Annotated in this window: 23 protein-coding genes, 1 tRNA gene and 1 riboswitch; of the genes, 14 read left to right on the top strand and 10 right to left on the bottom strand. The window is 40.0% G+C overall.

Going from position 1 to position 23,468, the window contains the following annotated elements; genetic code table 11:
* Positions 1-94: 94 nt before the first annotated feature.
* On the top strand, positions 95-334 hold the full coding sequence (locus EHO58_RS10245) for a hypothetical protein (RefSeq protein WP_086446954.1): 240 nt from the start codon (positions 95-97) through the stop codon (positions 332-334).
* A gap of 7 nt (positions 335-341) precedes the next feature.
* Here EHO58_RS10245 and EHO58_RS10240 read toward each other — a convergent pair.
* Positions 342-414: transfer RNA gene (locus tag EHO58_RS10240), tRNA-Phe, on the bottom strand.
* Between the two features lie 40 nt (positions 415-454).
* On the opposite strand from EHO58_RS10240, the gene EHO58_RS10235 reads away from it, so the two are divergent.
* Entirely contained in the window at positions 455-1,156 is a 702-nt protein-coding gene (locus EHO58_RS10235; RefSeq protein WP_135679858.1) for a protein-L-isoaspartate O-methyltransferase family protein, read from the top strand.
* A 17-nt stretch (positions 1,157-1,173) separates the two neighbouring features.
* Here the strand turns inward: EHO58_RS10235 and EHO58_RS10230 are convergent, their stop codons facing one another.
* Entirely contained in the window at positions 1,174-2,067 is an 894-nt protein-coding gene (locus EHO58_RS10230; protein WP_135679857.1) for a porin OmpL1, read from the bottom strand.
* A 259-nt stretch (positions 2,068-2,326) separates the two neighbouring features.
* Entirely contained in the window at positions 2,327-3,223 is an 897-nt protein-coding gene (locus EHO58_RS10225) for a porin OmpL1 (RefSeq protein WP_135679856.1), read from the bottom strand.
* Positions 3,224-3,565: 342 nt separating this feature from the next.
* Positions 3,566-3,658, top strand: a riboswitch (TPP riboswitch).
* A gap of 115 nt (positions 3,659-3,773) precedes the next feature.
* Here EHO58_RS10225 and thiC point away from each other — a divergent pair.
* A complete protein-coding gene (thiC, locus tag EHO58_RS10220; protein ID WP_135679855.1) occupies positions 3,774-5,363 on the top strand; it encodes a phosphomethylpyrimidine synthase ThiC in 1,590 nt (529 codons plus the stop codon).
* Between the two features lie 51 nt (positions 5,364-5,414).
* Positions 5,415-6,149 carry a hypothetical protein gene (locus EHO58_RS10215; protein ID WP_135679854.1) on the top strand — a complete coding sequence of 245 codons (735 nt, stop codon included), beginning with the start codon at positions 5,415-5,417 and terminating at the stop codon, positions 6,147-6,149.
* Between the two features lie 55 nt (positions 6,150-6,204).
* Here the strand turns inward: EHO58_RS10215 and EHO58_RS10210 are convergent, their stop codons facing one another.
* Entirely contained in the window at positions 6,205-6,417 is a 213-nt protein-coding gene (locus tag EHO58_RS10210) for a hypothetical protein (RefSeq protein WP_135679853.1), read from the bottom strand.
* Between the two features lie 362 nt (positions 6,418-6,779).
* On the opposite strand from EHO58_RS10210, the gene EHO58_RS10205 reads away from it, so the two are divergent.
* Together EHO58_RS10205 and EHO58_RS10200 are read left to right on the top strand one after the other, a co-directional pair.
* Positions 6,780-7,697 carry a class 1 isoprenoid biosynthesis enzyme gene (locus EHO58_RS10205; RefSeq protein WP_208728778.1) on the top strand — a complete coding sequence of 306 codons (918 nt, stop codon included), beginning with the start codon at positions 6,780-6,782 and terminating at the stop codon, positions 7,695-7,697.
* Complete coding sequence (locus EHO58_RS10200) at positions 7,690-8,784, top strand: S26 family signal peptidase (RefSeq protein ID WP_135679852.1); 1,095 nt, start codon at positions 7,690-7,692, stop codon at positions 8,782-8,784. Before EHO58_RS10205 ends, EHO58_RS10200 begins: the two co-directional genes overlap by 8 nt.
* On the opposite strand, the gene EHO58_RS10195 is transcribed toward EHO58_RS10200, so the two are convergent.
* The 3 genes from EHO58_RS10195 to EHO58_RS10185 all read right to left on the bottom strand — a co-directional run bounded on the left by EHO58_RS10195 (position 8,785) and on the right by EHO58_RS10185 (position 13,050).
* The gene (locus EHO58_RS10195; protein WP_135679851.1) at positions 8,785-10,875 is read right to left on the bottom strand and encodes a PP2C family protein-serine/threonine phosphatase; all 2,091 of its coding nucleotides are present in this window, start codon (positions 10,873-10,875) and stop codon (positions 8,785-8,787) included.
* Positions 10,876-10,938: 63 nt separating this feature from the next.
* Positions 10,939-11,829 (bottom strand): formylglycine-generating enzyme family protein, encoded by an 891-nt coding sequence (locus tag EHO58_RS10190; RefSeq protein WP_135679850.1) that lies wholly within the window; start codon positions 11,827-11,829, stop codon positions 10,939-10,941.
* A 63-nt stretch (positions 11,830-11,892) separates the two neighbouring features.
* Positions 11,893-13,050 (bottom strand): hypothetical protein, encoded by a 1,158-nt coding sequence (locus EHO58_RS10185; RefSeq protein ID WP_135679849.1) that lies wholly within the window; start codon positions 13,048-13,050, stop codon positions 11,893-11,895.
* A gap of 210 nt (positions 13,051-13,260) precedes the next feature.
* On the opposite strand from EHO58_RS10185, the gene EHO58_RS10180 reads away from it, so the two are divergent.
* The 4 genes from EHO58_RS10180 (at position 13,261) to EHO58_RS10165 (ending at position 16,804) form a co-directional block, all read left to right on the top strand.
* On the top strand, positions 13,261-13,710 hold the full coding sequence (locus EHO58_RS10180) for a DUF2147 domain-containing protein (protein ID WP_135625619.1): 450 nt from the start codon (positions 13,261-13,263) through the stop codon (positions 13,708-13,710).
* A gap of 60 nt (positions 13,711-13,770) precedes the next feature.
* A complete protein-coding gene (locus EHO58_RS10175) occupies positions 13,771-14,220 on the top strand; it encodes a DUF2147 domain-containing protein (protein ID WP_135625618.1) in 450 nt (149 codons plus the stop codon).
* Between the two features lie 141 nt (positions 14,221-14,361).
* Complete coding sequence (locus tag EHO58_RS10170; protein ID WP_135679848.1) at positions 14,362-15,876, top strand: M14 family zinc carboxypeptidase; 1,515 nt, start codon at positions 14,362-14,364, stop codon at positions 15,874-15,876.
* A 4-nt stretch (positions 15,877-15,880) separates the two neighbouring features.
* A complete protein-coding gene (locus EHO58_RS10165) occupies positions 15,881-16,804 on the top strand; it encodes a DMT family transporter (protein ID WP_135679847.1) in 924 nt (307 codons plus the stop codon).
* A gap of 3 nt (positions 16,805-16,807) precedes the next feature.
* Here EHO58_RS10165 and EHO58_RS10160 read toward each other — a convergent pair whose 3' ends face one another.
* Positions 16,808-17,731 (bottom strand): hypothetical protein, encoded by a 924-nt coding sequence (locus EHO58_RS10160; RefSeq protein ID WP_135679846.1) that lies wholly within the window; start codon positions 17,729-17,731, stop codon positions 16,808-16,810.
* A 70-nt stretch (positions 17,732-17,801) separates the two neighbouring features.
* On the opposite strand from EHO58_RS10160, the gene EHO58_RS10155 reads away from it, so the two are divergent.
* A complete protein-coding gene (locus tag EHO58_RS10155) occupies positions 17,802-18,920 on the top strand; it encodes a hypothetical protein (RefSeq protein WP_135625614.1) in 1,119 nt (372 codons plus the stop codon).
* 96 nt (positions 18,921-19,016) lie between these two features.
* The gene (locus EHO58_RS10150) at positions 19,017-20,591 is read left to right on the top strand and encodes a methyl-accepting chemotaxis protein (RefSeq protein WP_135625613.1); all 1,575 of its coding nucleotides are present in this window, start codon (positions 19,017-19,019) and stop codon (positions 20,589-20,591) included.
* Positions 20,592-20,677: 86 nt separating this feature from the next.
* On the opposite strand, the gene EHO58_RS10145 is transcribed toward EHO58_RS10150, so the two are convergent.
* A complete protein-coding gene (locus tag EHO58_RS10145; RefSeq protein WP_135679845.1) occupies positions 20,678-21,118 on the bottom strand; it encodes a carboxymuconolactone decarboxylase family protein in 441 nt (146 codons plus the stop codon).
* A 337-nt stretch (positions 21,119-21,455) separates the two neighbouring features.
* On the opposite strand from EHO58_RS10145, the gene EHO58_RS10140 reads away from it, so the two are divergent.
* Positions 21,456-22,157 (top strand): DNA-3-methyladenine glycosylase I, encoded by a 702-nt coding sequence (locus tag EHO58_RS10140; RefSeq protein ID WP_135679844.1) that lies wholly within the window; start codon positions 21,456-21,458, stop codon positions 22,155-22,157.
* A 186-nt stretch (positions 22,158-22,343) separates the two neighbouring features.
* Positions 22,344-22,973 carry a hypothetical protein gene (locus tag EHO58_RS10135; protein WP_135679843.1) on the top strand — a complete coding sequence of 210 codons (630 nt, stop codon included), beginning with the start codon at positions 22,344-22,346 and terminating at the stop codon, positions 22,971-22,973.
* Positions 22,974-23,178: 205 nt separating this feature from the next.
* Here EHO58_RS10135 and EHO58_RS19670 read toward each other — a convergent pair.
* The coding region (locus tag EHO58_RS19670) for a hypothetical protein (protein WP_208728777.1) at positions 23,179-23,468 on the bottom strand (290 nt) is incomplete at its 5' end.

Here is a 23,468-nt window from a genome sequence, read left to right as displayed (position 1 = left end):
ATGAATCGGCCTGTTGGAACTCCAACAGCAGTTTACCTTTGCATAAGAATAAATCTCTTTCCAAAAGATCTAGACTTGATAGAGCAGTAGAATCATGAAATACTTAGAAACTTCTCAAATCATCCCCGCTAAGGGAATGTCCTATACTATGTATGAGATCGAAGGGGAGGACCAGATTTTACGGATGCTTACTTATATACCGGACACGGACGAGATCCATGTGTATCCTAAGCCGCCGGTGAAAAAATTATATAAGCCCGAACTTTGTAAACAAGTGGAAGATCTGGTATTTACCGAATTATGGAAATTGGGAGAGGAAAGAAAGAACGGATAAGTGCATCTGGCTTCGGGCAGAATCGAACTGCCGACACAAGGATTTTCAGTCCTCTGCTCTACCGACTGAGCTACAAAGCCGAACGCAAGAACCAAAATACTGAGCTGGGCCTAGGCGTCAATGGAAAATTCTGATCTGGGCTTCGTCTCCAGATTTGATGATGCGGGGACTGTTCTTGCAAGAGAAAGAATGGTTCGAACACAAATCTCTGAAAGAGGGATCAAGGACCCGAATCTACTTTCTGCATTTCTAAAAGTCCCCAGACATATTTTCTTGCCTGAAAGAACCAGAGAGTATTCATACGAAGACAAAGCAGTCCCGATCGGGGAAGAACAAACCATTTCCCAACCTTATATAGTCGCTTATATTGCCGACCAACTCCAGGTGAGATCCGGAGATACAATCTTAGAAATAGGCACAGGTTCCGGATATTTAGCCGCAATTTTGGATTTGCTCGGAGCAAGACTAGTATCTTTAGAAATTGTGCCTGAATTGTATGAAAGATCTTTGGGAGTTTTGGAAGATTGGTCTCCGGGATTTACCAAAAGAAATAAGATCTTACTCGGAGACGCGTTGTTACTCAACCGAACCAAAGGAAAATTTTCCAAGTTCGTATCTTCCGCATGTTTTCCAAAAATTCCGGGACCCGGAAGTTTACTTTTCGAATCACTTCCGGAAGAAGGGATCGCAGTTCTTCCGGTAGAATGGAAAGAAGAAGTCCAACTGCTTCTTACTTTAAGAAAAAAACAAAATCGATTCGAAGAAACAAATCGATTGCCTGTGAAGTTCGTGCCTCTTTTGGGAAGGACCGATCTGGTCTGAGCAGCCCTTTGCGAAAATCAGATTTCGTGTTTATAGCCGAATCTATATTGTGTTCCGCCTAAAACTTGGGGATAGGCGACACTTGGTGCTAAACCTACCATTCCACCTTCCGAACTCGGATGAGCGATTCCATACTTGAAGGAAAACAAAGTTTCCATTTCCATATAGACATGTCCTTTATCCGATATTCTTGCCTGAGCTCCGATTAACCAATTGGGCGCGATCCCCGAGACATTAAATTTTGTTTTTTCCCAATTCGCAGAAGGAGCTGTTCCATCTGCAACTAAACCTAGAACAGTAGTATCAGTAATGCCTGCATTTACCAAAAATTCATGCACATCATTCAAACGATTATTACCGGCTAAAGTCCACCCACCTTTGAAGTAATGAACTCCTGCACCGATATAAATGGAAGCATCTTCGGAGACAGAAAGTTTGATCCCTACATTAACCGGGATTTGGATAGCATTATAGTCCCAGGTCATATGATAAAAAGATTGCCCTGCAAATTTTGCTTCCGTATCTCCTCCCATAATCTTGCGAGTATAATGTGCGTTTACTCTCCAGAAAAAAGCTTTTCCAAAATCTTGCTCATATCCTAAAGAAAGAGTAAGTCCTGTCATTGCTCCGTTTGTTTTAGCGCTGATCAGGCCGTTGGAAGAATGTTGTAATGTGAGCAAACGGTTTTCAGCAATGACCGCTCGACGAGGAAGAACTCCTGTAGTTCCGTCCGTAGCAGTTGTTTTGTAATTCGTGGAAGAATCCAAACCATCAGTGGAGATAGTGCTTCCTAAATCCCCTAAATCAAATTGTAGTCCGGCGCTACCCATCACATATGATTTCGCATTTAAATAAATTCCAGGCATTAGGAATAGAAGGATTAGAAATATTCTTCTGGTGGTTTGTGTCATGAACTGTCTCCAAGGTGAGTTTTAAACATTTTCACTGGAAATGGATACACCTCAAGACAGCTATCTTTTTTTCGTTTTGGCTTATTACATGATCGTTATGTAATAAAGTTTTAGAGAAAGGGTTTATGCCCTTAGGGACGGGGAACCTTATATTTCGCTTATTAATTTAGGAAGAAAAGGAGGGTTTTTAGGAAAAGATCTGAAAATAAAAAAGGCCCTCCTTGCGGAGAGCCTTTGCAAACAAACAAAAATCTAAGAATTAGATCTCGTGTTTGTATCCGAATCTGTACTGGTTTCCACCAAGAACTTGAGGATAAGCAACAGAAGGTGCTAAACCTTGTGCTCCACCTTGTGATCTTGGGTGACCGATACCGTATTTGAAAGAGAACAGAGTTTCAACTTCCATATAGATATGACCTTTATCGGAAATTCTAGATTGAGCTCCGAGCAACCAGTTTGGAGCAACTCCAGAAACTTGGAAGGTAGTTTTTTCGTAGTTAGCAGAAGGATCAGTTCCGTCAGCAACAAGTCCTAATAGAGTAGTGCTAGTAACACCAGCTCCAACAAGAGCGTTATGAACGTCGTTCAAACGGTTGCTTCCTGCTAAACTCCATCCACCATTGAAGTAGTGAACCCCTGCTCCGATATAGAAGGAAGTATCTTCAGTAACGGAAAGTTTGATACCTACGTTCACTGGAACTTGAACTGCATGGTAGTCCCAAGTGATATCGTAAAAACTTTGTCCTGCGAATTTTGCATTAGTATCTCCACCCATAACTTTACGAGTGTAGTGTGCATTTACTCTCCAGAAGAAAGCTTTTCCGAAATCTTGCTCATATCCCAAGGAAAGAACAAGACCTGTCATTGCGCCGCTGGTTTTAGCACTGATCAATCCGTTTGTAGTGTGTTGTAAACTTAACAAACGGTTTTCAGGGATGATTGCACGACGAGGAAGAACCCCGTTTTGAGTTCCAGTGGAGTCAGTTGTTTTATAGTTTCCTGATGCGTCCAAACCGTCAGTTGCAATTGTATCGCCCAATGATCCAAGGTCAAATTGGAGACCAAGGCCTCCAGTGATGTAAGACTTTGCGCTTAAGCCGAATGAAGAACAAAGTACGGCGAAAACTAGCAAAGCTTTCGTGATGTTACGAACCATTTAAATAGCTCCTTAAACTTTTCGTATAGTAGAGTGATTTTTCACCTGGACCATTTATGTCTATAGCTGGGCCCAAGCATTGGACAGGACAATAGCGATGCGGACTTGGGTGTCAAACAGATATTCCTGATAAAATAAAAAAGTCTGTTATATGGGATTTTATTTTGAACATTTGTTGTAAAAAATAAACATGCACTTCCTCTTCCATATGATTCTTAACATGCGTTCGTTAATTCTGATTTTATAAACTTTGAGAAAAATCAGTGAATTTTCTATCACGAATCCAAGTGCGTAGTTTCGTAAAAACTCCTTGCAAGACTAGAAATTAGGAATCCAATGGAGAAGAACCGTTGGGGGTGGGACCAAAAGTCTCTGAGAGAGTCCCCGGAACCTGATCAGGATAATGCCTGCGAAGGGAAACGGAAAAAAACAAACGCCCGAGATCTAGGTCCGCAAAAGATTATAAATTTTGCATAGACTTCTTCCCGCGCCCTTTTTCTTTTCCTCTTTTTTCAGATTCCGGAATTTTCCCCGACATGGGAGAAACAATATGGAATCCAATCAAACTATTACTCCATTCGAAATTCCTCGAAAAGAGATACGCTTAAGCAACGGATCAGTTTACAGCGCTTATACCACAGAAGGTCCTTGGAAAGATGGATGGAATCCTAGCGATTGGAAGGCTGGGATCCCTAAACTTAGGCAAGAATGGATCAACAAAAGGATTTCGGGTCCTTCTCCGGTCCAAAATCATTCTCAAATGTATTTCGCAAAACAGGGATTGATAACCGAAGAAATGAAGTACGTGGCGCTTAGAGAAGGGATGGACCCTGAATTTGTAAGAAGTGAGATCGCCAGAGGAAGAGCGATCATTCCTTCTAACAAAAACCATCCGGAACTAGAACCGATGATCATCGGTAAAAACTTCCTGGTGAAAATTAACGCAAATATCGGTAACTCAGCTCTTTCTTCCTCTATTGAAGAAGAAGTAGAGAAACTTCGTTGGTCCATCAAATGGGGAGCTGATACGGTGATGGATCTTTCTACGGGAAAAAATATCCACGAGACTAGAGAATGGATCATTCGTAATTCTCCAGTTCCGATAGGTACTGTTCCTATCTATCAGGCTTTGGAAAAAGTAAAAGGTAAGGCGGAAAATTTAAGTCTTTCCGTATTTTTAGAAACCTTGGAAGAGCAGGCGGAACAGGGTGTGGATTATTTCACCATTCACTCAGGGGTGCTTCTTAGATATATTCCTCTAACTTCTAAAAGAGTAACAGGTATTGTTTCCAGGGGTGGTTCTATTATTGCAAAATGGTGCTTGGCTCATCATCAGGAGAATTTCCTATACACCGGTTTCGAAGAGATCTGTAAGGTAATGAAAAAATACGGAGTTTCCTTCTCTTTGGGTGACGGTTTACGTCCTGGAAGTATTGCGGATGCAAACGACGAGGCTCAATTCTCAGAATTAAGGACCTTGGGAGAACTTACCCAGCTCGCTTGGAAAGAAGATATCCAAGTAATGATAGAAGGTCCGGGACATGTTCCGTTGGACAAGATCAAGGAGAATGTGGACTTGCAGATGGAAATTTGTAAGGAAGCTCCATTCTATACATTAGGGCCTCTAGTGACCGATATTGCTCCCGGTTATGATCATATCACTTCTGCCATAGGTGCCGCGATGATAGGTTGGCATGGAACAGCAATGCTTTGTTATGTAACTCCAAAAGAACATCTTGGACTTCCTGATAAAGAAGATGTAAAACAAGGAGTGATTGCTTATAAGATCGCGGCTCATGCGGCCGATCTTGCCAAAGGACATCCTGGTGCAAAAGAAAGGGATGATCTATTGAGTAAGGCAAGATTCGAATTCAGATGGGACGATCAGTTTGCACTTTCCTTGGATCCTGATACTGCTCAGTCTTTTCATGACGAAACACTTCCTCAGGATAGAATGAAAACTGCACATTTCTGTTCTATGTGCGGGCCTCATTTCTGTTCCATGCATTTGACCCAGGAACTTAGGAAATACGCGGAAGAGAAAGGGATTTCGGATGAGAAGGCCTTAGAAGAAGGATTTAAAGAAAAATCGGAAGAATTTTTAAATAAAGGCGGAACCGTCTACGTCTCCTCCGAGTAGCTTGACCTTTCCAAATAAATTTGGAATCCTGGATCGGCTGGACGGATTCGTATGAAACAAAACCTCGTTCAAAAAATTATTTTTGTATTCTTCTTAGTAAGTGCACCTGCGGTTTTTGCCCAGGGAAACAATGATCTTGCTCCTGTTCCAGGCGAACTGGAGCAAGCCGGTAGAAGAAGTTCCAGAAAATTTTTTATCGGAGGTTTTACTGCAAACGGTCTGAGCTGGTTCGGTTCAGGGGTCCAATTTTCTTCTAAATTGGCCGCTTCCGTACAATGGCAAGAGCAAAGAATGATCCAAAGATTCGATTTGGATCTGAATGGTGTACAATCCGATCTTTCAGGAATATTCACTCTTACGAATTCTGAAAAGATCCAAAGACAATTGGCGCTTCAAATGGAATGGTTTCCTTTTTCCGGTCCTTATTATTTTGCGGCGGGCGGTGGTTTAGAAACTTATTCGGAAAAACAAAGAAAGACAGAAACCTATTTCCCGAGTGGAAATTATAAGGACTATGCCTGGAATATTTCCCAACAAAAACTTTTTCTTTCTGCGGGTGCAGGCTTTAGATATATTTTCACTTCCGGATTTTTTATTCATATAGGAGGAAATATTCTATTCTATCCGGAAAGAGGCACTCATGAACAAAGAGGTTCCTATAATACCAATACAAATTGGGATTATAGGCAATTACAAAAAGATTGGCAAGAACCGGAGAAGGAAGCTCGATCTCATCAAAATCCTTACGGTGCCCAATTGCAGATCTTATTCGGGATAGCTATCTAAACTTTTTCCGAGAATTTTTTTGGCTTGGGCCAATCGAATCAGTCATTATAAAATTTTAATGTAGGGCAGAAGGACCTGGGTCACCTGTTATAGGACCTACTGTAGTCTTAAATGTTTCGATCACCTTGGAACATTCCCAAGTAGAAACATCATATCCTATAGTTTGGAACCAATCTTGTAAATAATTAGGATCTTCTTTTTGGATGCTGAGCATGAATTGAGGATGATTTGCTTTTTCTGTATGAATAAAATCTAAAAAAGTTCTCAAACTATTTCCCGCCGATTTCAGGAGGTTCTTGCTGAGATTTTAAATCTGCAAGAATAATATTGAATACATTACGGAATCTGTATTCCGATTTTATAATCTTCCAAGGGTTTAATTTTGATCGATAGGGGCGTAACGTATGTTTTTAGAAACTTCTACCTTAATTAAGAGACATAATTCAGCATCACATTCAGCGTTTTAGATGCCATTACCATGATTGGGGTAAATCCTGTTATCAAATTCTAAAATACTAAAATGGAATATTGTTTCCGGAAAGAATCTTTAAAAAACCTTATTTATCACAAAAATTTCCCAGAAGAAATTAAATAAATGGTAAAAAAAAGAAATTTCTCCAATATGTGGCCATGCAAAGGCTTGATTTCGGTCTTTCGGATAACCCCGGAGAGGCGGAGGAATTCTGCAAATTACTGAATCGCTCTGCTTTAAGCATTTGTTATGGATTGCCAATTTCCCTTAGGACTGAGGCGGTTTTATTCTTATATAAATATTCCCAAAATAGCGTAACGGAGGGATTTAATTTTTTAAGAAAGTATTATAGTCCGAGTTATTCTATTCTGTATTGGATCAATGAATCCGCACATGCATTGCCTTGGGAAAATCCTTGGCTAACCTTACTTCTGGAATCTCATTCTTCTGCGTTATTACTTCATTCCCTTGATGATCATCTAACCGACGGCTCTTTAAGAGCAAATCATATCATTCTACAGCTTAGGACCGAGGCTTGGACCAGATACGCGCAATCCAGCAAATTATTCGGCAAAGAAGTGCATGACGGCGTTTTGATCGCAGACGAATTCATCGATAGATATTTCAAATCCATTGTCGATCTAGGAATTGCGGAAAGTTTAGAAGCTCATCTTTCCAGATTTCGTTCTCAAATGGGGATCTGGTCTTTACAACCATACTTGCTTGCCAGATCTTTTTTCTCCAAGGACCAAGCAGAACTTGTGAGAAAAATGTATGAATCCTTTGGTGTTGCTTGGAGACTTTTGGACGATTACCAGGATATAGGCGAAGATTTGGAGAATGAGGACATTTCCTCTATGATCTATTTTCTACCGGAAGACAAAAGACAAGACTGGAAAAGGGATAAAAAGCAGGAAATTTTAGGGCTTATAGAAGAGATCCAATTAGAAAGACAGATCTCGGATCTGATCAATTCTTATTTGAATGAGGCTTCTAAACTCGCAGAAGATCTACATTTACCTAAATATTCGAACTCCTTACTTTCTTTAAAAATTACGGAACCTAGTCGTGCCTGAATCTTTTAGGAAGAAGATATTCTCTTCTTTTGCCGTTTTCTCCTCAGTGAGATTCACTTTTTCTTTTATATTAAATTTGTTTTTGCCTCCGGTCGGATTTCTAATTTTAAAAGATATTCGTTCTTCCGTCGTTTTGGCTTCGGCGGTTTATCTTTCTCCTATAGTACTTCTTTCTCTGTTCCGATTTTTGGGTGGGGGGTTTTTATCCTATTTACTCTTTTGGATTTCCATATTAGGGATACTTCTTTATCCTTTTTTGTTAGCCTACTTCACCCGCAAAAGTTATTTAAAATATGAAGAAGAGAAAAATTTTTTCTTATTCTTTCCTTACGGAAAAATTTACATATGTGCAAGTTTTATAATATTCTCTTTATCGATTTTTTTCTTCGGCACTAAACTTGTTCGAGAATTTTGGATCGATGTTTATGGATTAAGAACGGAAGCCATGGAGCCGAATTTTCAGAGAGGAGATCTGGTTTTGGTCCAAAAATCGGGTTTTGAGCTCAAAAGGGGAGACACCATCTTAAAAAAAACGGAAGAGAACGGAATAGTTCCTTCTAGGATTATCGGTCTGCCTCGTGACACTGTTTCATATAAATATTCTCAGGAAAATCTTCCTGCATTGACCGAAATTTTTGTGAATGGGATCCCTATTCGTTCCGGAGAATTTAATCGTGATTTTGTAAATCTGGGAGAGAATGGAGAAAGAACAAATCTGGATCATTCTTTGGATGAAACCAATTTGGGAAAAACTTATAAGACAGTTTATTCCAAAGAAAGTCCTCAATCGGTTTTGTCTTTGTTTCAATATTTTCCGTTTAAAGTAATTACTTTGGGAAATGATCAGTATGTTGCCTTAGAAGACAATCGGACCTATGGGATAGTTCCTATCTTTTATCCTCCATTAGAAAAAGAAGATATAGTCGGAAAAATTTCCATCCGGATCTTTTCCATCAATTGGAAGGATTTAGCATGCAGAGAATTGGAAGAAGAATCAATTCCTCTTTCCGAACATCCTGAATGTGATCTAGGGCCTTTCCAAAAATTCAAAAAAGCCCAGATTCGCTGGGAGAATATTGGGAACTAATTAACCTAAATATTCCACTACAAGCAAGGCCATATCGTCCTGGTTTTGGAATTCTCCTTGAAAAGATTGGACTCCGTATATCACCGAATCGCAAAGATCCTCGGGGAGTTGATCGGAATTTTTCCTAAGTAAATCGGATAAACGATCTTCTCCGAAAAATTCTCCTTCCGTATTTCTGGAATCAGGAATTCCATCCGTATACAATACTACTTTGTCTCCAGGTTTTAAATCCACTGATTCTGTTTGGTAAGTGGTTGGAATTGCCTCGTAGATAGCGACCCCTTTAGGTCTGTAAAATTCTACAACTCCACCTTTTCTCAAAATAAGACATTCAGGATGTCCTGCATTTGCGATCAATGTTTTGCCGGATCTCAGATCCACAGTCACTAATGTGGCAGTAATAAAATGTCCGTCCAATTTTCCTTCGAATTGATTACGAATATGTAATAGAAGAGAAGAAGGATCTTGGAGAAGTATAGACCAATCTCCCAAAGTCATTTTTAACATGGATGCTAAAAGTGCCGCAGAAACTCCATGACCTGTCACGTCTCCGATGAACATTCCCAAAGAGCTTGTAGAAGGATCATAGATCACATCTAATAGGTCTCCACCTATTTCCATCATCGGTTTATATCTGTAGGAGATCCTTGCATTTGGTATAACAGGAAGTTCTCTGGGTAGAAGTGCATTTTGGATCTTTCCTGCAATGGAAAGATCTTTTGCTAAAATTCTCCCTTTTTGTACGAGCTCAGCTTTTTGGAGTTCTATAATTTTAGTTCTTTCTTCTACCTTTGTTTCTAAGGATTCATTTAAGGATTTTAATTTGCCTTCCGATTTCTCCAAGGCTCTGAAAACTTCCGCATATCTTTTGGCAAGAGCTAAGCTAAATAATAATGTTAAGCCTAAGAAACTTTCGTTTACCCAAGGTTGGGCCTGGCCGAAACCCGCAAAACTCATTACCGTATAAAATGAGGATACTGCTACAAGTATCAAACCTGTCACTACCCATCTAAAAGATAGAATACTACTCCATCTGTATCTGAAAAATATATATAAAGTATTCATATAAAAGAATACTAATATGACTAAGAATATATGAAAGGCGATCTTTCCGAAAAATTGATGCCCTCCTGTGATCCCGTATTCCAGAGGAGGCCATATGGTCAGTAGAATAAAAAGAAATTGTAATATTCTTCCCGGAATATTTCTGGGCGCTTGGAAAATCCCGATCGTAAATTCATAAAATAGAATGGGAAGAAATGCTCCAAGAGAATATCCGAAGATGACCCAGGTCCAAGGAGAATCTACTATGTATTGGAACCAACCTTCGTAAGCAGGGTACCAGATTGCCAAGGATAAGTTTAAAAGAGAGAAGGATAGATTAAATTTATCTTGGGGTCTTCGGATATAAATAAACGCAAAAAAGAAGAAGGAGAAAAATTCCAAAGAGCTGAATAATAATACTCTAAGCGCTTTTACCAGATAGACGGTTTGTATTTCCGAAAAACTACCTACTACAGGATTTTCCATCATGTTTCGGGGCCCGTTAAAGGGAAATAACTGCAGCGCTAACGTGACTTCTTCATTTTGGAAAGGAATAACTACGATCCTAGGTTTGGAGGAATCTTCCGATTCTCCGGGCACGACTATCTGTTCCTTGCCTTCCGATTTTACTCCCAGGTAACAGCCGGAAGGACAGAAAGGTACATAAGCAGAAAGTAATATATCTAGATCGTTCTTACTTCTCTTGACCGAATGAAAAAATACAAAAGAAGAATCCTTTTGTTTAGGATTATAATTCGTGATATTTGAAGGCGCGGCTAAAAAAGATTCTATTTTGTAAGAATCTTGACCGGAAGGGTTTTCGGAATTTTGTCCAGGTAAAATCGGAAAATGCCCGTGGAAAAAATTTCCAGGAGGTATTTCCGAAAACGCCCAGTTAGAAATTATATATGGACTTTTATCTTGTTCCCAATTTGTAGATGGGGTTTCTGTTCCGGCGATTGGAGTAGGCCCCGAGGATCCACATCCCAGTACTAGGAGGACCAATAAGATAGAAACGATAGGTTCCTTTAGATTTTTTGTTTTCATTTCGCATGACCATTTTTGGCTTCTTACGTTTGTTTATAAGAGTGCTGTACGTTGTATAGCTTTTTAACCTGCGTCTTTTGCACAACGGAACCCAAAATGATGGTATTCCGGGAAATTTTGCGGAACATGTGCTCTTCTTTTGGAACCTCTTGCATAACTTGAGGGCCACCACCAGGATCCACCTTTTAAGGTTTTTTTATCGAAGCCGGGACAATTATCTTCTCCCTCGCAAGGTCCTTTCGGATCTTTTCCGTTGCACGCTTCTCCGCATACTTTGTAATTTTCGGAGTACCAGTCTTGGACCCATTCCCAAGAATTACCTGCCATATCGAATAATCCGTATACTCCGGCGGGTCTACTTCCTACAGGAGCGGTCGGCATTAAATTCGGAGGATTGATTTTTTTATAAACACAACCTTTTCTTTCATCTTCTTCGATGACGGCTAACTTACAGTTTGCTGGTTTATTCCCCCAAGGAAATAAATTGCCTTTCGGACCTCTAGCAGCCTTCTCCCATTCCGCCTCTGTCGGAAGTCTTTTGCCCACCCATTCACAATATTCTTTTGCGGTGTACCAACTCACTCCTAAGACAGGTTGTTTGGGTTTTAGGTATAGATCACCATAAGCTGGGCCAATATAATCGCAGGTACCGTTGTATAGACAATCTTTGCAGGAACCTTCTTCTATACATTTGCTGAAGTCCTCGTTTGTGACTTCGTAAAGATCTATGAAGAAATCGCTGAGATAAATTTTTTGTTCGGGTGCCTCGTCCGGATCGTGGGTATTACTTCCGCGGACAAAATATCCTTCCGGAATACATTGCATTCCTTTGATCTTTTTTCCGTAGCAAGGTTTGCTCGGGTCAGGAGATCCCAGAACATGAGGAGCAATCAGGAAGATTATAGATAAAAATAAAATGATAAAATGGATCGGACGAAAGGAGTATGAGTTCATCAAACCTGGAAGAATCCTTTCCCAAGAGGATTCGGCCGGGTAGGTTCTTATGCAAGAGAAATTTTAGAGAATAAAAAGAGGGACGCTACAAGAGGAGAAGTCCAGATTTCCCTGCTCTGTAGAATTATTTCCGTCGGAATCAGTCACAGTGTAAACATAATAGCCTGAGCCACTGGAGAAGGAGACGGTTCCCGTCCCTGTCAGATCTCCACTCAAGGTGAAAGATACTTTTCCCGCTCTAGGAAGACAATCTACGTATTTCCATTTCACAGGTTCATCTACGGAAACGGTCAATGTGAAATTTTTCTCCACATGTATTACCTGTAAAGAACCCGCACTCCAGAGACGGTACCAGGATAAAGGATTAGAGTCGCTTCTATCCGCGCCGTACTGCAGAGAACTCAAAGAAGAAACCTGGTGAGAGAAAATAAGATCCGATCCGGAGTAACCTTCTCTCAAAACGGAAACGTCTTGTGAGTAAGAGGAAATTCCGGGAGAAGCGCCTGTGAGAATATTATTCCAAGTTAAAGAATAAGCCTGGTTAGTTGTTGGAGTTCCTGCTCCGTAAGAAAGTGGCGCACCAGATCCGGTTACTTTTACAGAAATTCCTTGGGATGAATTTTGAATGGTACGATTCACTCCAATTTTCAAATTCGTACCGTTTTGTACGAATGGAGAAGAGCCGGAAAGATTACTCCAAATATTTTCAGTTAGGCCATCGACTGCCCAATTACTAAAAGGTAAAAATTTACAATTCCCAAATTCTTTAGAAACTAAGAAAGAAGAAGAAGGATTGTTCCCATTCAAAATATAATCCAAGAAATCATAAGCATTTGTATCAGTAGAGGCGACTTGTCTGGAATAATTTCCTCCGCCCCAACAGTTGAATGAAAAATTATAAGCTTCTAATTCTCCGAAATCAGGTCCTTTATTCCAAAGACGATGCCCTATAGAACTGATCCTTTCCGGCCAAGTGATACGATTTCCTCTGATTGCAACCGATGCACCTTCTCCGCTTAAACCTTCCATAGAACCTGATACTGGATCCATTGCTGAGGTTAGAGCCTCAGCGATTTGGTCCCTGTTTGTAAGTAAGGATAACGCGATCAAATCGTTTGTTTTGGAACCTTTGTCACCAGGAGAGCAGTAAAATAAGAAAAATACAGAGATAAGAGCGGAGAGAAATACACGTAAATAGGGGAGAAAACGATTCGAAAACATAATAAATACTCTAAGAAAACAGGTAAAAACCGGATTCTCTTATAATTTAACCTATGAGACTACATGTTTTTGCGTAAAACCCTATTTCTTCCCTGTAAAATTCGGGGTTTTTGAGCAAAAAAAGTGCCTCAAAGAATAGTTTGCTTGCTAGGTTCCAAAGAAGACTAAATATAACCGATTTCAAGAGAAACGTTAAGGGGTTAATCAAAAATGAAAAAATCACTCGTTTTGTTTGTCGTTTTGGCGGCGTTTTTAGTTGGTGAATCCATATTTGCTGACGCGCTTCCGGTAGTCGGAAAATGGAAAACCATTGATGACGAAGACGGTAAAGAAAAGTCCGTAGTAGAGCTTTATGAGCAAGGTGGCAAAATTTACGGAAAAATCGCCAGCTTAAGAGATCCTTTGGATAAAGATGGTAAGCCGAAAGTTTGTACCAAATGTGAAGGTGCAGATAAGGACAAGCCTGTTATCGGTCTTGTTATCATCAAAGGTTTGAGCCTGGACGATGACGAATATACCGGCGGAACCATTATGGATCCGAATAACGGCAAAACATATAAATGTAAATTAAAAGCCACTGACGGTGGTGCTAAATTGAACGTTAGAGGGTTCATCGGTTTTTCTTTGATCGGTAGAACTCAAACTTGGCTTAAAAAATAAAACTCCAAGTAAGCGGGGAGGATTCTCCCCGTTTTATTTCTATTTTTACGAGGTGATTTGATGAAGAGGATCGGCGCAATATTCTTATTCGCATTATTCTTTGCAGGGGCATTCAGTCTTTCTGCAGATCCTGCTCCAGTTACAGGAGTATGGAGAACATTCAACGATGCAGGAACTAAGGAAGAATCTACAGTTGAGATCTATGAGAAGGACGGAAAAATTTTCGGAAAGATCCTAAGCCTTATAGATCCAAACGATAAGGACGGAAAACCTGCTCGTTGTACTGAATGTGACGGACCTGAAAAAGATAAACCTATCTTAGGAATGGTTATCATCAAAGGGTTGGGAGCTGACGGAGACAAATGGACTGGCGGACGTATTTTAGATCCAAACGATGGAACTTGGTACAAATGTAGCCTAAAAGCAACCGAAGGCGGAAAAAAATTAGAAGTCCGCGGTTATATAGGATTCTCCTTGATTGGTCGTTCTCAATTCTGGCAGAAAAAATAATCTAAAGTCATTTTCGATTCGGGGATGGGCTTCGCCTTTTCCCGATTTTCGGATGTTTCCTTCCTCGCGTAAGTTTTATAAATATTCCTTTCAAACTGAATTCTTTCTTTTCTTTCCGATTCGCTTTCCGAAATTTAAACTGTGACGGGCTTCCTTCGGGTCTTTCTACTCGGCTTCTTATTTTATTCTTACCTAGTTTCCTGTTCTATTCTTAGGGAAACCATTCCATCTAGACCATTAAACGACGGATCTATCTCCGTTCTTCTGAAAATTGATAAAAATGCCAGGGAAGAATTTGAGAAGGTCACCTCTTGGGAAGTTCCTTATACATTCATAGAGAAGGATCATAGTTATGCAGTGATCCAACGGGACAAACTAAAAGTTTACGGTTTTCCTAAAGAAGGGATCAATATTGCAAGAGGTATGCCTTTTAAATATTATTCGGGAAATTACCAGGATTCCTTATCCGAGTCCATTTTTGCGTTAGCGGATATCAAGAAAGGTTATAAGGATAATATATTAAATTCTCATTATCTGTTTTGGGTGCATCGTCTTTTTCCAAAACATTCCCAGTATAAAATAATAGGAAAATCAGCAAGAGGAAGAGAGATCCCGGCGATCTTACTGACTGATACTAATATTCCGGACGAAGATAAAATTTCGGTCCTATTCAATTGTGCTCATCATTCGAACGAGGTTGTTTCCGTAGAACATTGTTATGATGTGATCTATGAACTTTTAGCTCATAAGAAGAAGTATAATGATATTTTTGCAAAGTTGAAGATCTGGGTGGTTCCCATTGTGAATCCGGACGGTTCTCGTGTGTTTTGGCATGAGAATATGTCCATGGGAAGAAAGAACGGATATCCAGGTTGGGGACAGATCACTGAAAAAGATAATCCGGGAGTGGATATAAATCGGAATTATCCGTTCTTCTGGGGAAAAACAAAATCGAACCAAACTTCTTCCTCATCCAATAGTGTATTTTTTAGAGGACCTTTTGCGGGTTCAGAGCCTGAGACACAAGCGATGATGAATTTAGCGGAGAAGGAGAGATTTGCCGCTTCTATCAGTTATCATGCGTTTGCGAATTGTATTTTAGTTCCATATACGATAGATGGGACTTCTAATCCGGAACCTGATCTGGTTTGGAATTTGGGTAAAAGAATCGCTTCTTCCGTGGAAAGTAAAAATCCGAACCATAATTTTAGCGCTAAGAAAAATATATACGGTGTGGATGGAGTCGACCAAGATTATTATTTCTTTAAGTACGGAACTCTTGCTTATTTAATAGAATCTTCTCATTTGAATCCGCCTTATTCGGATGTTCCTAAAATTTTAGAATCTTTGAGACCTGCCTGGACAATTCTTTTAGAAGAAATCGCTGATGGAAGTAAGCTCTACTTCAAGGTAAAGGACGAACATGGAAGTCCATTAGTAGCAAATATCAAATTTGATAAGCTCCTTTTTTATCATGGAGAAATTAGGACTTCTAGAAAAGAAGACGGAATGTTTTTCCAATCCTTTCCAGGAATACGTGGTATTAAGTTAAAAGTTGAAAAAGAAGGATATGAAACAGTCAACTGGGAAGGGACCACTTGGAGATCCTGGAAGGCAGTGGATATAATTTTAAGGAAAAAAGCTCCAGCCCAATAAGATCATGACAAGATATAAAAACGAGGCAGCCTTAATCTTTTGCACTTTGATCTGGGGTGGAACCTTCTCCGCTACAAAACTAAGTTTAGTTTCTATTTCTTCCTGTTTGTTTATAGGGATCCGGTTCGCGATCGCAACATTCGTTTTTGTAATATATATTTTTCTTAAGAACAGAAAGAACCCGGTATCTTATCCTGATTGGAAGACGAACAAATCTTTATACTTCTTAGCGTTTTTATTGGGCTTCTGGATGTTTATTGGATTTGCATTCGAGACTGTAGGTTTAAAATACACAACCGCTACTAAGTCCGGATTTTTGACCGGAACCTTAGTGGTCATCACTCCTATTTTACAAACTATATTTTTAAAACGTATGCCCAGCTCAGGAAACCTGCTGGGAGTGATCGTAGTAATGTTCGGTTTATTCTTTCTTTCCGCTGAATCAGTGGGAGAAGATCATAAATTAGTAATATCCTATCATTTGGGAGACATTCTCACTTTAGGTGGAGCGTTTTTCTTTTCCTTGTACATTATCTATGTGGATAAGGCGAGTAAGTCTTGTCCTTTGGACATTCTTCTTTTGTCCCAAACATTAGTGACTAGTGTATTCGCTTTTCTTTTAGCATTCATTTTGGATTGGACCGAGTTTGAACCTTTGTTTATCAAAATGGACTCCAGGGTAATGCCTGCATTGTTTTATAACGGCTTGATCTCATCTGTAGGAACTACATTCTTACAGACAAAATACCAGAAGGGGATCTCTCCTACGAGAGCGGGACTGATCTTTTCTCTAGAGCCGGTCTTCTCCGCTATCCTTGCTTACTTTACTTTGGAAGAAAGATTGGATGCAACCGGTTTGATCGGATGTAGTCTAGTTCTCACGGGAGTTCTGTTGGCCGAACTCTTGGGTAGAGAAAAGAAATTTTAGATCTTAATTTTGTTGGATCGGGTTTTCTGAACTTAAGTCCTGTTTAGGAATAGGTATCTTAGCTTTGATAGCTGCTTCTTTAGTTTTCGGGTCTAATCTAAAAAGCCTTTTGATTGCGATATCCTGCCAATAACGGGATCGATTTTCTTTGATAAATCTTTTTAGAAAATGGATCTCGGCTCCTTTTTCGTTAATTTCTTCTTTTCCATAAAATCTATTTTTAAGATCGGAAACAAAATCCGGATGATCCTGGAGATAAGAATCTAGATTTGTCAGAGCGTAAGTGCCTGTATAAGGACCGCCGAAGGATAGATTCAAACCCTTTGGGTGGGCGATAAAATTCCCCAGGAAACGGATCTCTAACCCTCCCGGATTAGAGAATGAAAATTTAGGTTTTTCTAATGGATCATACTCTATCGGAATAGAATTAGAATGAAGAACTGTATACGTATGTGTCTGTACATGTCCGTATTTGTTTACGGTTGTATAAGTATGAGTGGTAGTATAAGTGTAAGAAGCGCTATCCAGAATCAAAGTTTGATCATGTGGAAGGCGGGTGACTACAAAATATTTAGGAACTCCCACTTCTGATTTTCCTAACTGCAATTTTTGGACCCATAAAAATCTATAATTTCCTTCTCCTTCCATTTCTTTGCCACGATCTTCTAAATTGATCCGTACGGTGTTGTTTGAAATAGAAGAGATATGAGTATCCTTCGGAATTGATTCCTCTATGCCTGAAAATATCCCGTTTGAGATACCTCCCTTGGCAACGATTAGTCCGAAAGCAACTAAACCCTCTTCCCCTGGAGCAGGTTCTTCCAATACCGGAAATGTTTTTAAACAATTTAAGTATAAAAAGGATATACCAATTAAAAATAAGGATCTAAATCTCCAGTCCATCGGTTCCATCTTAAATGATAGCATTACTTCTTCAATCCGTTTTGTTAGTTGACTCAGATAGGATTGATGGAAGCAATATTATTCTCTATATTACATGAAGCGAAACATCCAGACAAAATTTTATTTCTTACTTTTATTCTTCATTTTATTTCCGATCTCTAATTTCGCTTCTCCTGCAAAAGTTGATTTGGATGAGGATGTTTTAAAAGAGATCAGAGATCATTACGATTCCGGACAGAAGGCAAATAAGTTTGATAGGGACTTAGGTGTTCCTAAGGCTAGTAAGGCCAAATTTTTCTCCATACAGCCGGGAGGAAGTTACGATTTTATATCCGACTTGGATATTAGCGGTAGAGGAGCATCTGCCGCGATGACTACGGAATCTCAAAGGCCGAATTTCTTTTTTGATATTAGAAGTAAGGATTATAAGATAAACGAGGCATTCGGGTTTCAAGTTCTCTTCCATTCCGCCAGAAAAGAATTCGATAAACAAGTTTATTCCGTACCTGCTCCTGATGCAGGTTCTTCTTCCAGTTCGAGTTCCTCTTCTTCCGGAAGTAGTAATTCCGATAAGAACGATAAAAATACGGTCACAGCGGATCTCGGAACGAACGTCAAAGTAGATTATAATTATATAATACCTACGTTCTATTGGGGGAACCCGGAAGTGGACGGATTTCGTATGGGTTTTGGTTTCGGATTAGCGGACATGAGAATGAGAGGGAATGTCGACTTTAGGGATCCTGGACAAACGATCGGGAGAATGTATGGAGCAATGGGTGACAGAGATACTTTTCTGAATACGTTGAGTTTTATACAATTGAGTTCCGGATTGGTGGATCTGAGAAGAGGGGATCCGATATTCAATTATCTTTTAGTAAATTTAAGCCAAGGGAATAATTTGGAATTAATGGGAGCTTATCTCGCCAGCCAAGGCACCCATTTTTCTACCGATGTAATATCACTTTTAGTTTATGCAAATTTGCAGGATAAGTATAATCCTCTTGAATTATTGGCTTTGAGCGCATTGTCTAGGACCAGCATCAATGCAAAGGACAAACAAGTTTTCGCTTACATGATCTATGTAGAAACTCCTAAATTCGGCTTTGTAAAAGCTCGATTAAGTTGGCATGGACCGTTGTTCAAAGATTCAGGATATACAATCCATATGAGCACGCTCGAACTTGCTTTGATGGTTCCAATCGACTTTTAATTCTTCTAATTTAGATCTGTGTAATATCCCTGCTTGACACTCGGTCGATTTGAAGCGATTTTGGGCCAAAAACTAAAACCGCCTAACCGAGGAATAATGAATAGAAATTTGGAATTGGAACGCCAAGGGGAAGTTGCCGCAAATTATCTACGGATTTTTTTAACTATAGTTTTTATTTTTGGGACCGCATTCGGGTTGGTTTGGAAAAGCGGGATCCAAGCGGTTTTAGGTTATTATATAGGCGGGATTATAGCATATTCCTTCATTATCTTCTTTTCTATTTTTGTAATGAAGTTTTTCGGCTATAAACCTTGGCTGAAATACGCCACAGTGTTCATGGAATTTATCGGTTATGCGATCGTGCAGGTCGGATATTTCGGAACAGAGGACCAATGGAAACCGAACGGCATTTTGAGCCCGGCTAACTATGGGATCTATTTTTTAATTTTAGCAGGGACTATTTTCAGGTTTAATCCCAGATTCACTTTTATCACTTCTACCGTCCTTGCAGTTCAATTCACTGCGATGGCAATGGCGCTTACCATTTTGAACCCTCAACTTCTCACCATGGGTTATGATGGAATGATCCGTTTAAGATCTCCTCTAGTGATCTTAATGGGAGTATTTTTATTCGCATTCGGAGTTACCATTTCTTACGCAACAAAGTTTGTGAGAAGATTGGTAGAAGAAGCACAGAACGCAGAAGAGAGAGCCATTCGAAATTATACTTCAGCGAAGGAAATTTTACATAGTTCCGAAACTGTTGCGGAAGAACTTCGCAATTCCTTAATAGACGTGGAAGATGTAGCCAGAGCAAACGAAGATAGCAGTCGAGATCTGGCAAGCATGGTAGAAGAAACATCCGCCACTCTGGAACAAATGGGAGCGAGCATAGAATCTATCGCGAAGATGGCGGAACAACAGGACGAATTTGGGGATGATACTTCTACTTCTATAGACAAATGGAAGGACCAGATGGTCAGAGTTTTCGAGGCGGTATCATTTGCTAGAAGTTTGGGAGAAGGTTCGGCTGCCACTGCGATAGAAGGGGAGGGCACAGTTCGAGTCGCGTTGGATGTATTCTCTCAATTTAAAGGTACTGTCCAAGAAGTGAGTAAGATCTTAGGAGTGATCCAAGATCTTGCAGGGAAAACAAATTTGCTTTCATTGAACGCAGCTATTGAAGCTGCAAGAGCCGGGGAAGCAGGAAAAGGATTTTCGGTAGTCGCGGAAGAAGTAAGTAAACTTGCGGATTCTTCCTCTCGAAATGCAAAAGAGATCGTAAAACAGATCGGTGCCTTGGGAGAAGCTTCCGATACAAGTTCCGAAAAATTCGGAGAATTGGTCCAGGCATTCCGTGAATTAACTTCTGGAATTGGTTCTATTGGGGAAGCACTTGCTCAGGTAGGAGATTCGGTAGACAAACAAAAAAGTCTTTCTACAGAAGTGGAAGATAAGAATAAACATATCCGTGATCTTTCTAAAGAGATGAAAAATTCTACATTAGAACAATCGAATGGTGCAAAACAGATCTTGAATGGTATAGAGTATCTGAGTAGAAGATCCATGGAAATGTCCGAGATTACGGAAAAACTTAGAACTAGTTTAGAAAGATTAAAAGTTACTTCCCAATCTTTGACAAAAACATTAGAAGCAACTAAATTAGAATAGAAGTACCGTATAGCTGGGAATTTCATACGTCCTTCGATCGAAAAACGATCCAAAGGTGCGTATGAAGTTTCAAAGAGAATCCTGCTTTAGTTCGGAGCAGCCATCCCGGTAGAGATCGCGATCCGATTCCAGGAATTGATCGTATTAATCACAACGATCAATGCGATAAATTCTTTTTCCTCAAACTGAGCTCTCACTCTTGCATACAGATCATCCGGAACCCCGTGCTCTGAAATTTTAGTCACACACTCTGTTAACTCCAAAGCGGCTCTTTCTTTTTCTGTATAATAAGGGGCTTCTTTCCAAGCGTTTAAAAGATAGATCCTTCTTTCTTCTTCTCCTAATTTTCTGGCGTCCACAGTGTGCATGTTAATACAAAAAGCGCATCCATTGATCTGAGAAGATCTAATCTTGATCAGCTCATAAAGTTTGGTATCTATTCCTGAACCTTTTGCGAAGTTTTCCATCTCCATCATTTTTTCCAAAACTTGGGGATACACTTTGGCGTAATTGAATCTTGTGTTCATTTATTTCCTCTTTAAAAGGAAAGACGCTCGAAGTGGGGAGATGTGACAGTGATGGGGAATTTTTTTAAAGGGCCCCGCCCTTTTTGGGTGGGGGCCGGTGCGGTGGTACCCGAGAACCACAACAAAGGTCCCGTATCACAGTTCCCGAATTTCCACAACTACATTTCGTACGCTCGACTCATGTTGGAATTCCAACATGAGTGCGAAGAAGCGGGCGGATCCTCCAGCGATGCGGGAGTCGCGCTGCTCCATATCTTAAAGTTACTTTCTGCAGACGAAATCGGGTTTGATTTTCCTTTCACTGATACGATCTTATCGTTTGTATTTAGGAGTACTGATGACCTCTTTTGACAAGATCCAAAAGCGAGCCTCTAAAAGAAAAGGTGGAGAGAAGGCCCTACAATCCCTTCTTCCCAAAGTAAGTCCTAAGAACAAACTTAGTCGTCTTCCGGATGATCGGGTGCTTAGTGAAATGGCTAAGCGAGTCTTCTCCGCAGGTTTTGTTTGGAAAGTTGTAGAAAATAAATGGCCAGGTTTCGAAGAAGAATTTTTGGGATTTGATCCCGCAAAATTACTCAAGCAGCCGAATCGATTTTGGGACGCATTAGAATTGAACGAAAAGATCATACGTAATGCGCAAAAGATCTCATCCGTAAGAAAGAATGCACAATTCGTCGTGGATATCGCTCGGGAACATGGTAGTTTCGGAAAATTTTTAGGGGATTGGCCTATCCAAGATCAGATTGGACTTTTGGATTTTCTTTCCAAACACGGCTCAAGATTGGGAGGAAACACCGGCCAATATTTCTTGCGCTTTATCGGAAGAGATTCTTTTATTTTATCTTCCGACGTTATATTATGTTTACGTGATGTAGGACTTCCTTTGTCCTCAACGGGGAAATCCAAAAAGGATTTGGCGGCTATTCAGAAACAATTCAATACTTGGGCCGAGGAAACCGGTTTATCATATACTCATTTATCCCGTATTTGTGCATTTTCGATAGGTGAGAATTATTCTACAGAGATGGAAGAGTATTGATACGAGAAAAGGCCTAACATCCTTTAGGAGAAGTCAGAGATGCGCGGTTTGCCCTTATAGTATTTCTACTAAGAAATGCAAGAATTTTGAGTAGAAGCCGATCTTGTCCCTTAGATCCGCCCATGTTAAAATCCCGGTTGGTTGAAACTAAAAAAGTTTTTTACCATATTCTTCAGGGATCTATATATGAAAAACCGCAGCTTACCTTTTACCTTTCTTTTACTTTTTTCGCTTCATATGAATTGTGGAGAAGATTCTAAAAATGATTCAACTCTCCTTGCCTTACTTGGCAGAAATTGTGTCTCTGTACCAAAAACAGTTAGAAAAGACGATGGAGCCTCAACGATAAGCACTTACCAATGCTCCACCTCCGGACTAGTATATACCTGTTCTGCTGGCGGTATGTCTTACGTAAGAACTTATGTTTCTGCGAATGCTGCTAAGTTAGGGTTATTCGATCCGCCTGAATCAGGTATGCCGATTTCTCAAAGGGGATTGGCAAGCTATAAGTTAATTACACCGATGGGGGCCGCGGGACAACATTATACCTATACTTATGATTCATCTCAAAGATTAGTTTCTCGGAAGAATGAAATGAGCTCGGGCACAGAATCATTTAACGATTACGATGCAAATGGATTCCCGAAGAACGGAGGCACATATAGTTATAATTATGCAATCGGAGGGACTCGTCCAATTGAGATCGCAGATGGAGGTACTATAACCGAATATAATTCCAAGGGTTGGGTCACCAAAGAGGACAGTAGCTCGGATACCTTTTATGAAAGTACGGATACATTAGAAATCTGTGATTGACCTTCTTGGAGATACTAACTCTAAGATCTTTCCATCTACGATGAAAAAGACGAAAGTAGCATTCGTGAGGATTTTGCTTCGTCTATTTCTCGGACGGCCTCCGGTATCGGCATTTTCTGCAGCGCAAAAGAGATTCTTTCCTCTCTTCTTCCTTGATTTTTCTCTCAAAAAATAGGAAAGATAATCTACGTTTTTCATTGACCGGTCACATCAATTCTCTACATTGGTTTTTACGGCCTTTTCCGCATGGGAAATCGCCGGCAAGGCCAAACGAGTTAAAAAGACGGAAGTCCTCTTCCCTCAAAAAGAAAAACTCGCTGAGGCAAATAATCAGTTCTTTAACAACAAATATAACTGCGAATGAGAAATTTAAATTTTTTATTAGCTGAGATTGTTCCATGGTGATGAGTTCGCCATGGATATAATAATCTCGAACACTAAGAAAACAAATTAGAGCTACTCTCATTCTACAATAATATCGAAAGATGCAGCCCT

The organism is Leptospira selangorensis (assembly GCF_004769405.1).
Classification (GTDB): Bacteria; Spirochaetota; Leptospiria; order Leptospirales; family Leptospiraceae; genus Leptospira_B; species Leptospira_B selangorensis.
Note: the sequence above shows the minus strand (reverse complement) of the source record. Positions and strands in the feature narration are given on the sequence as shown.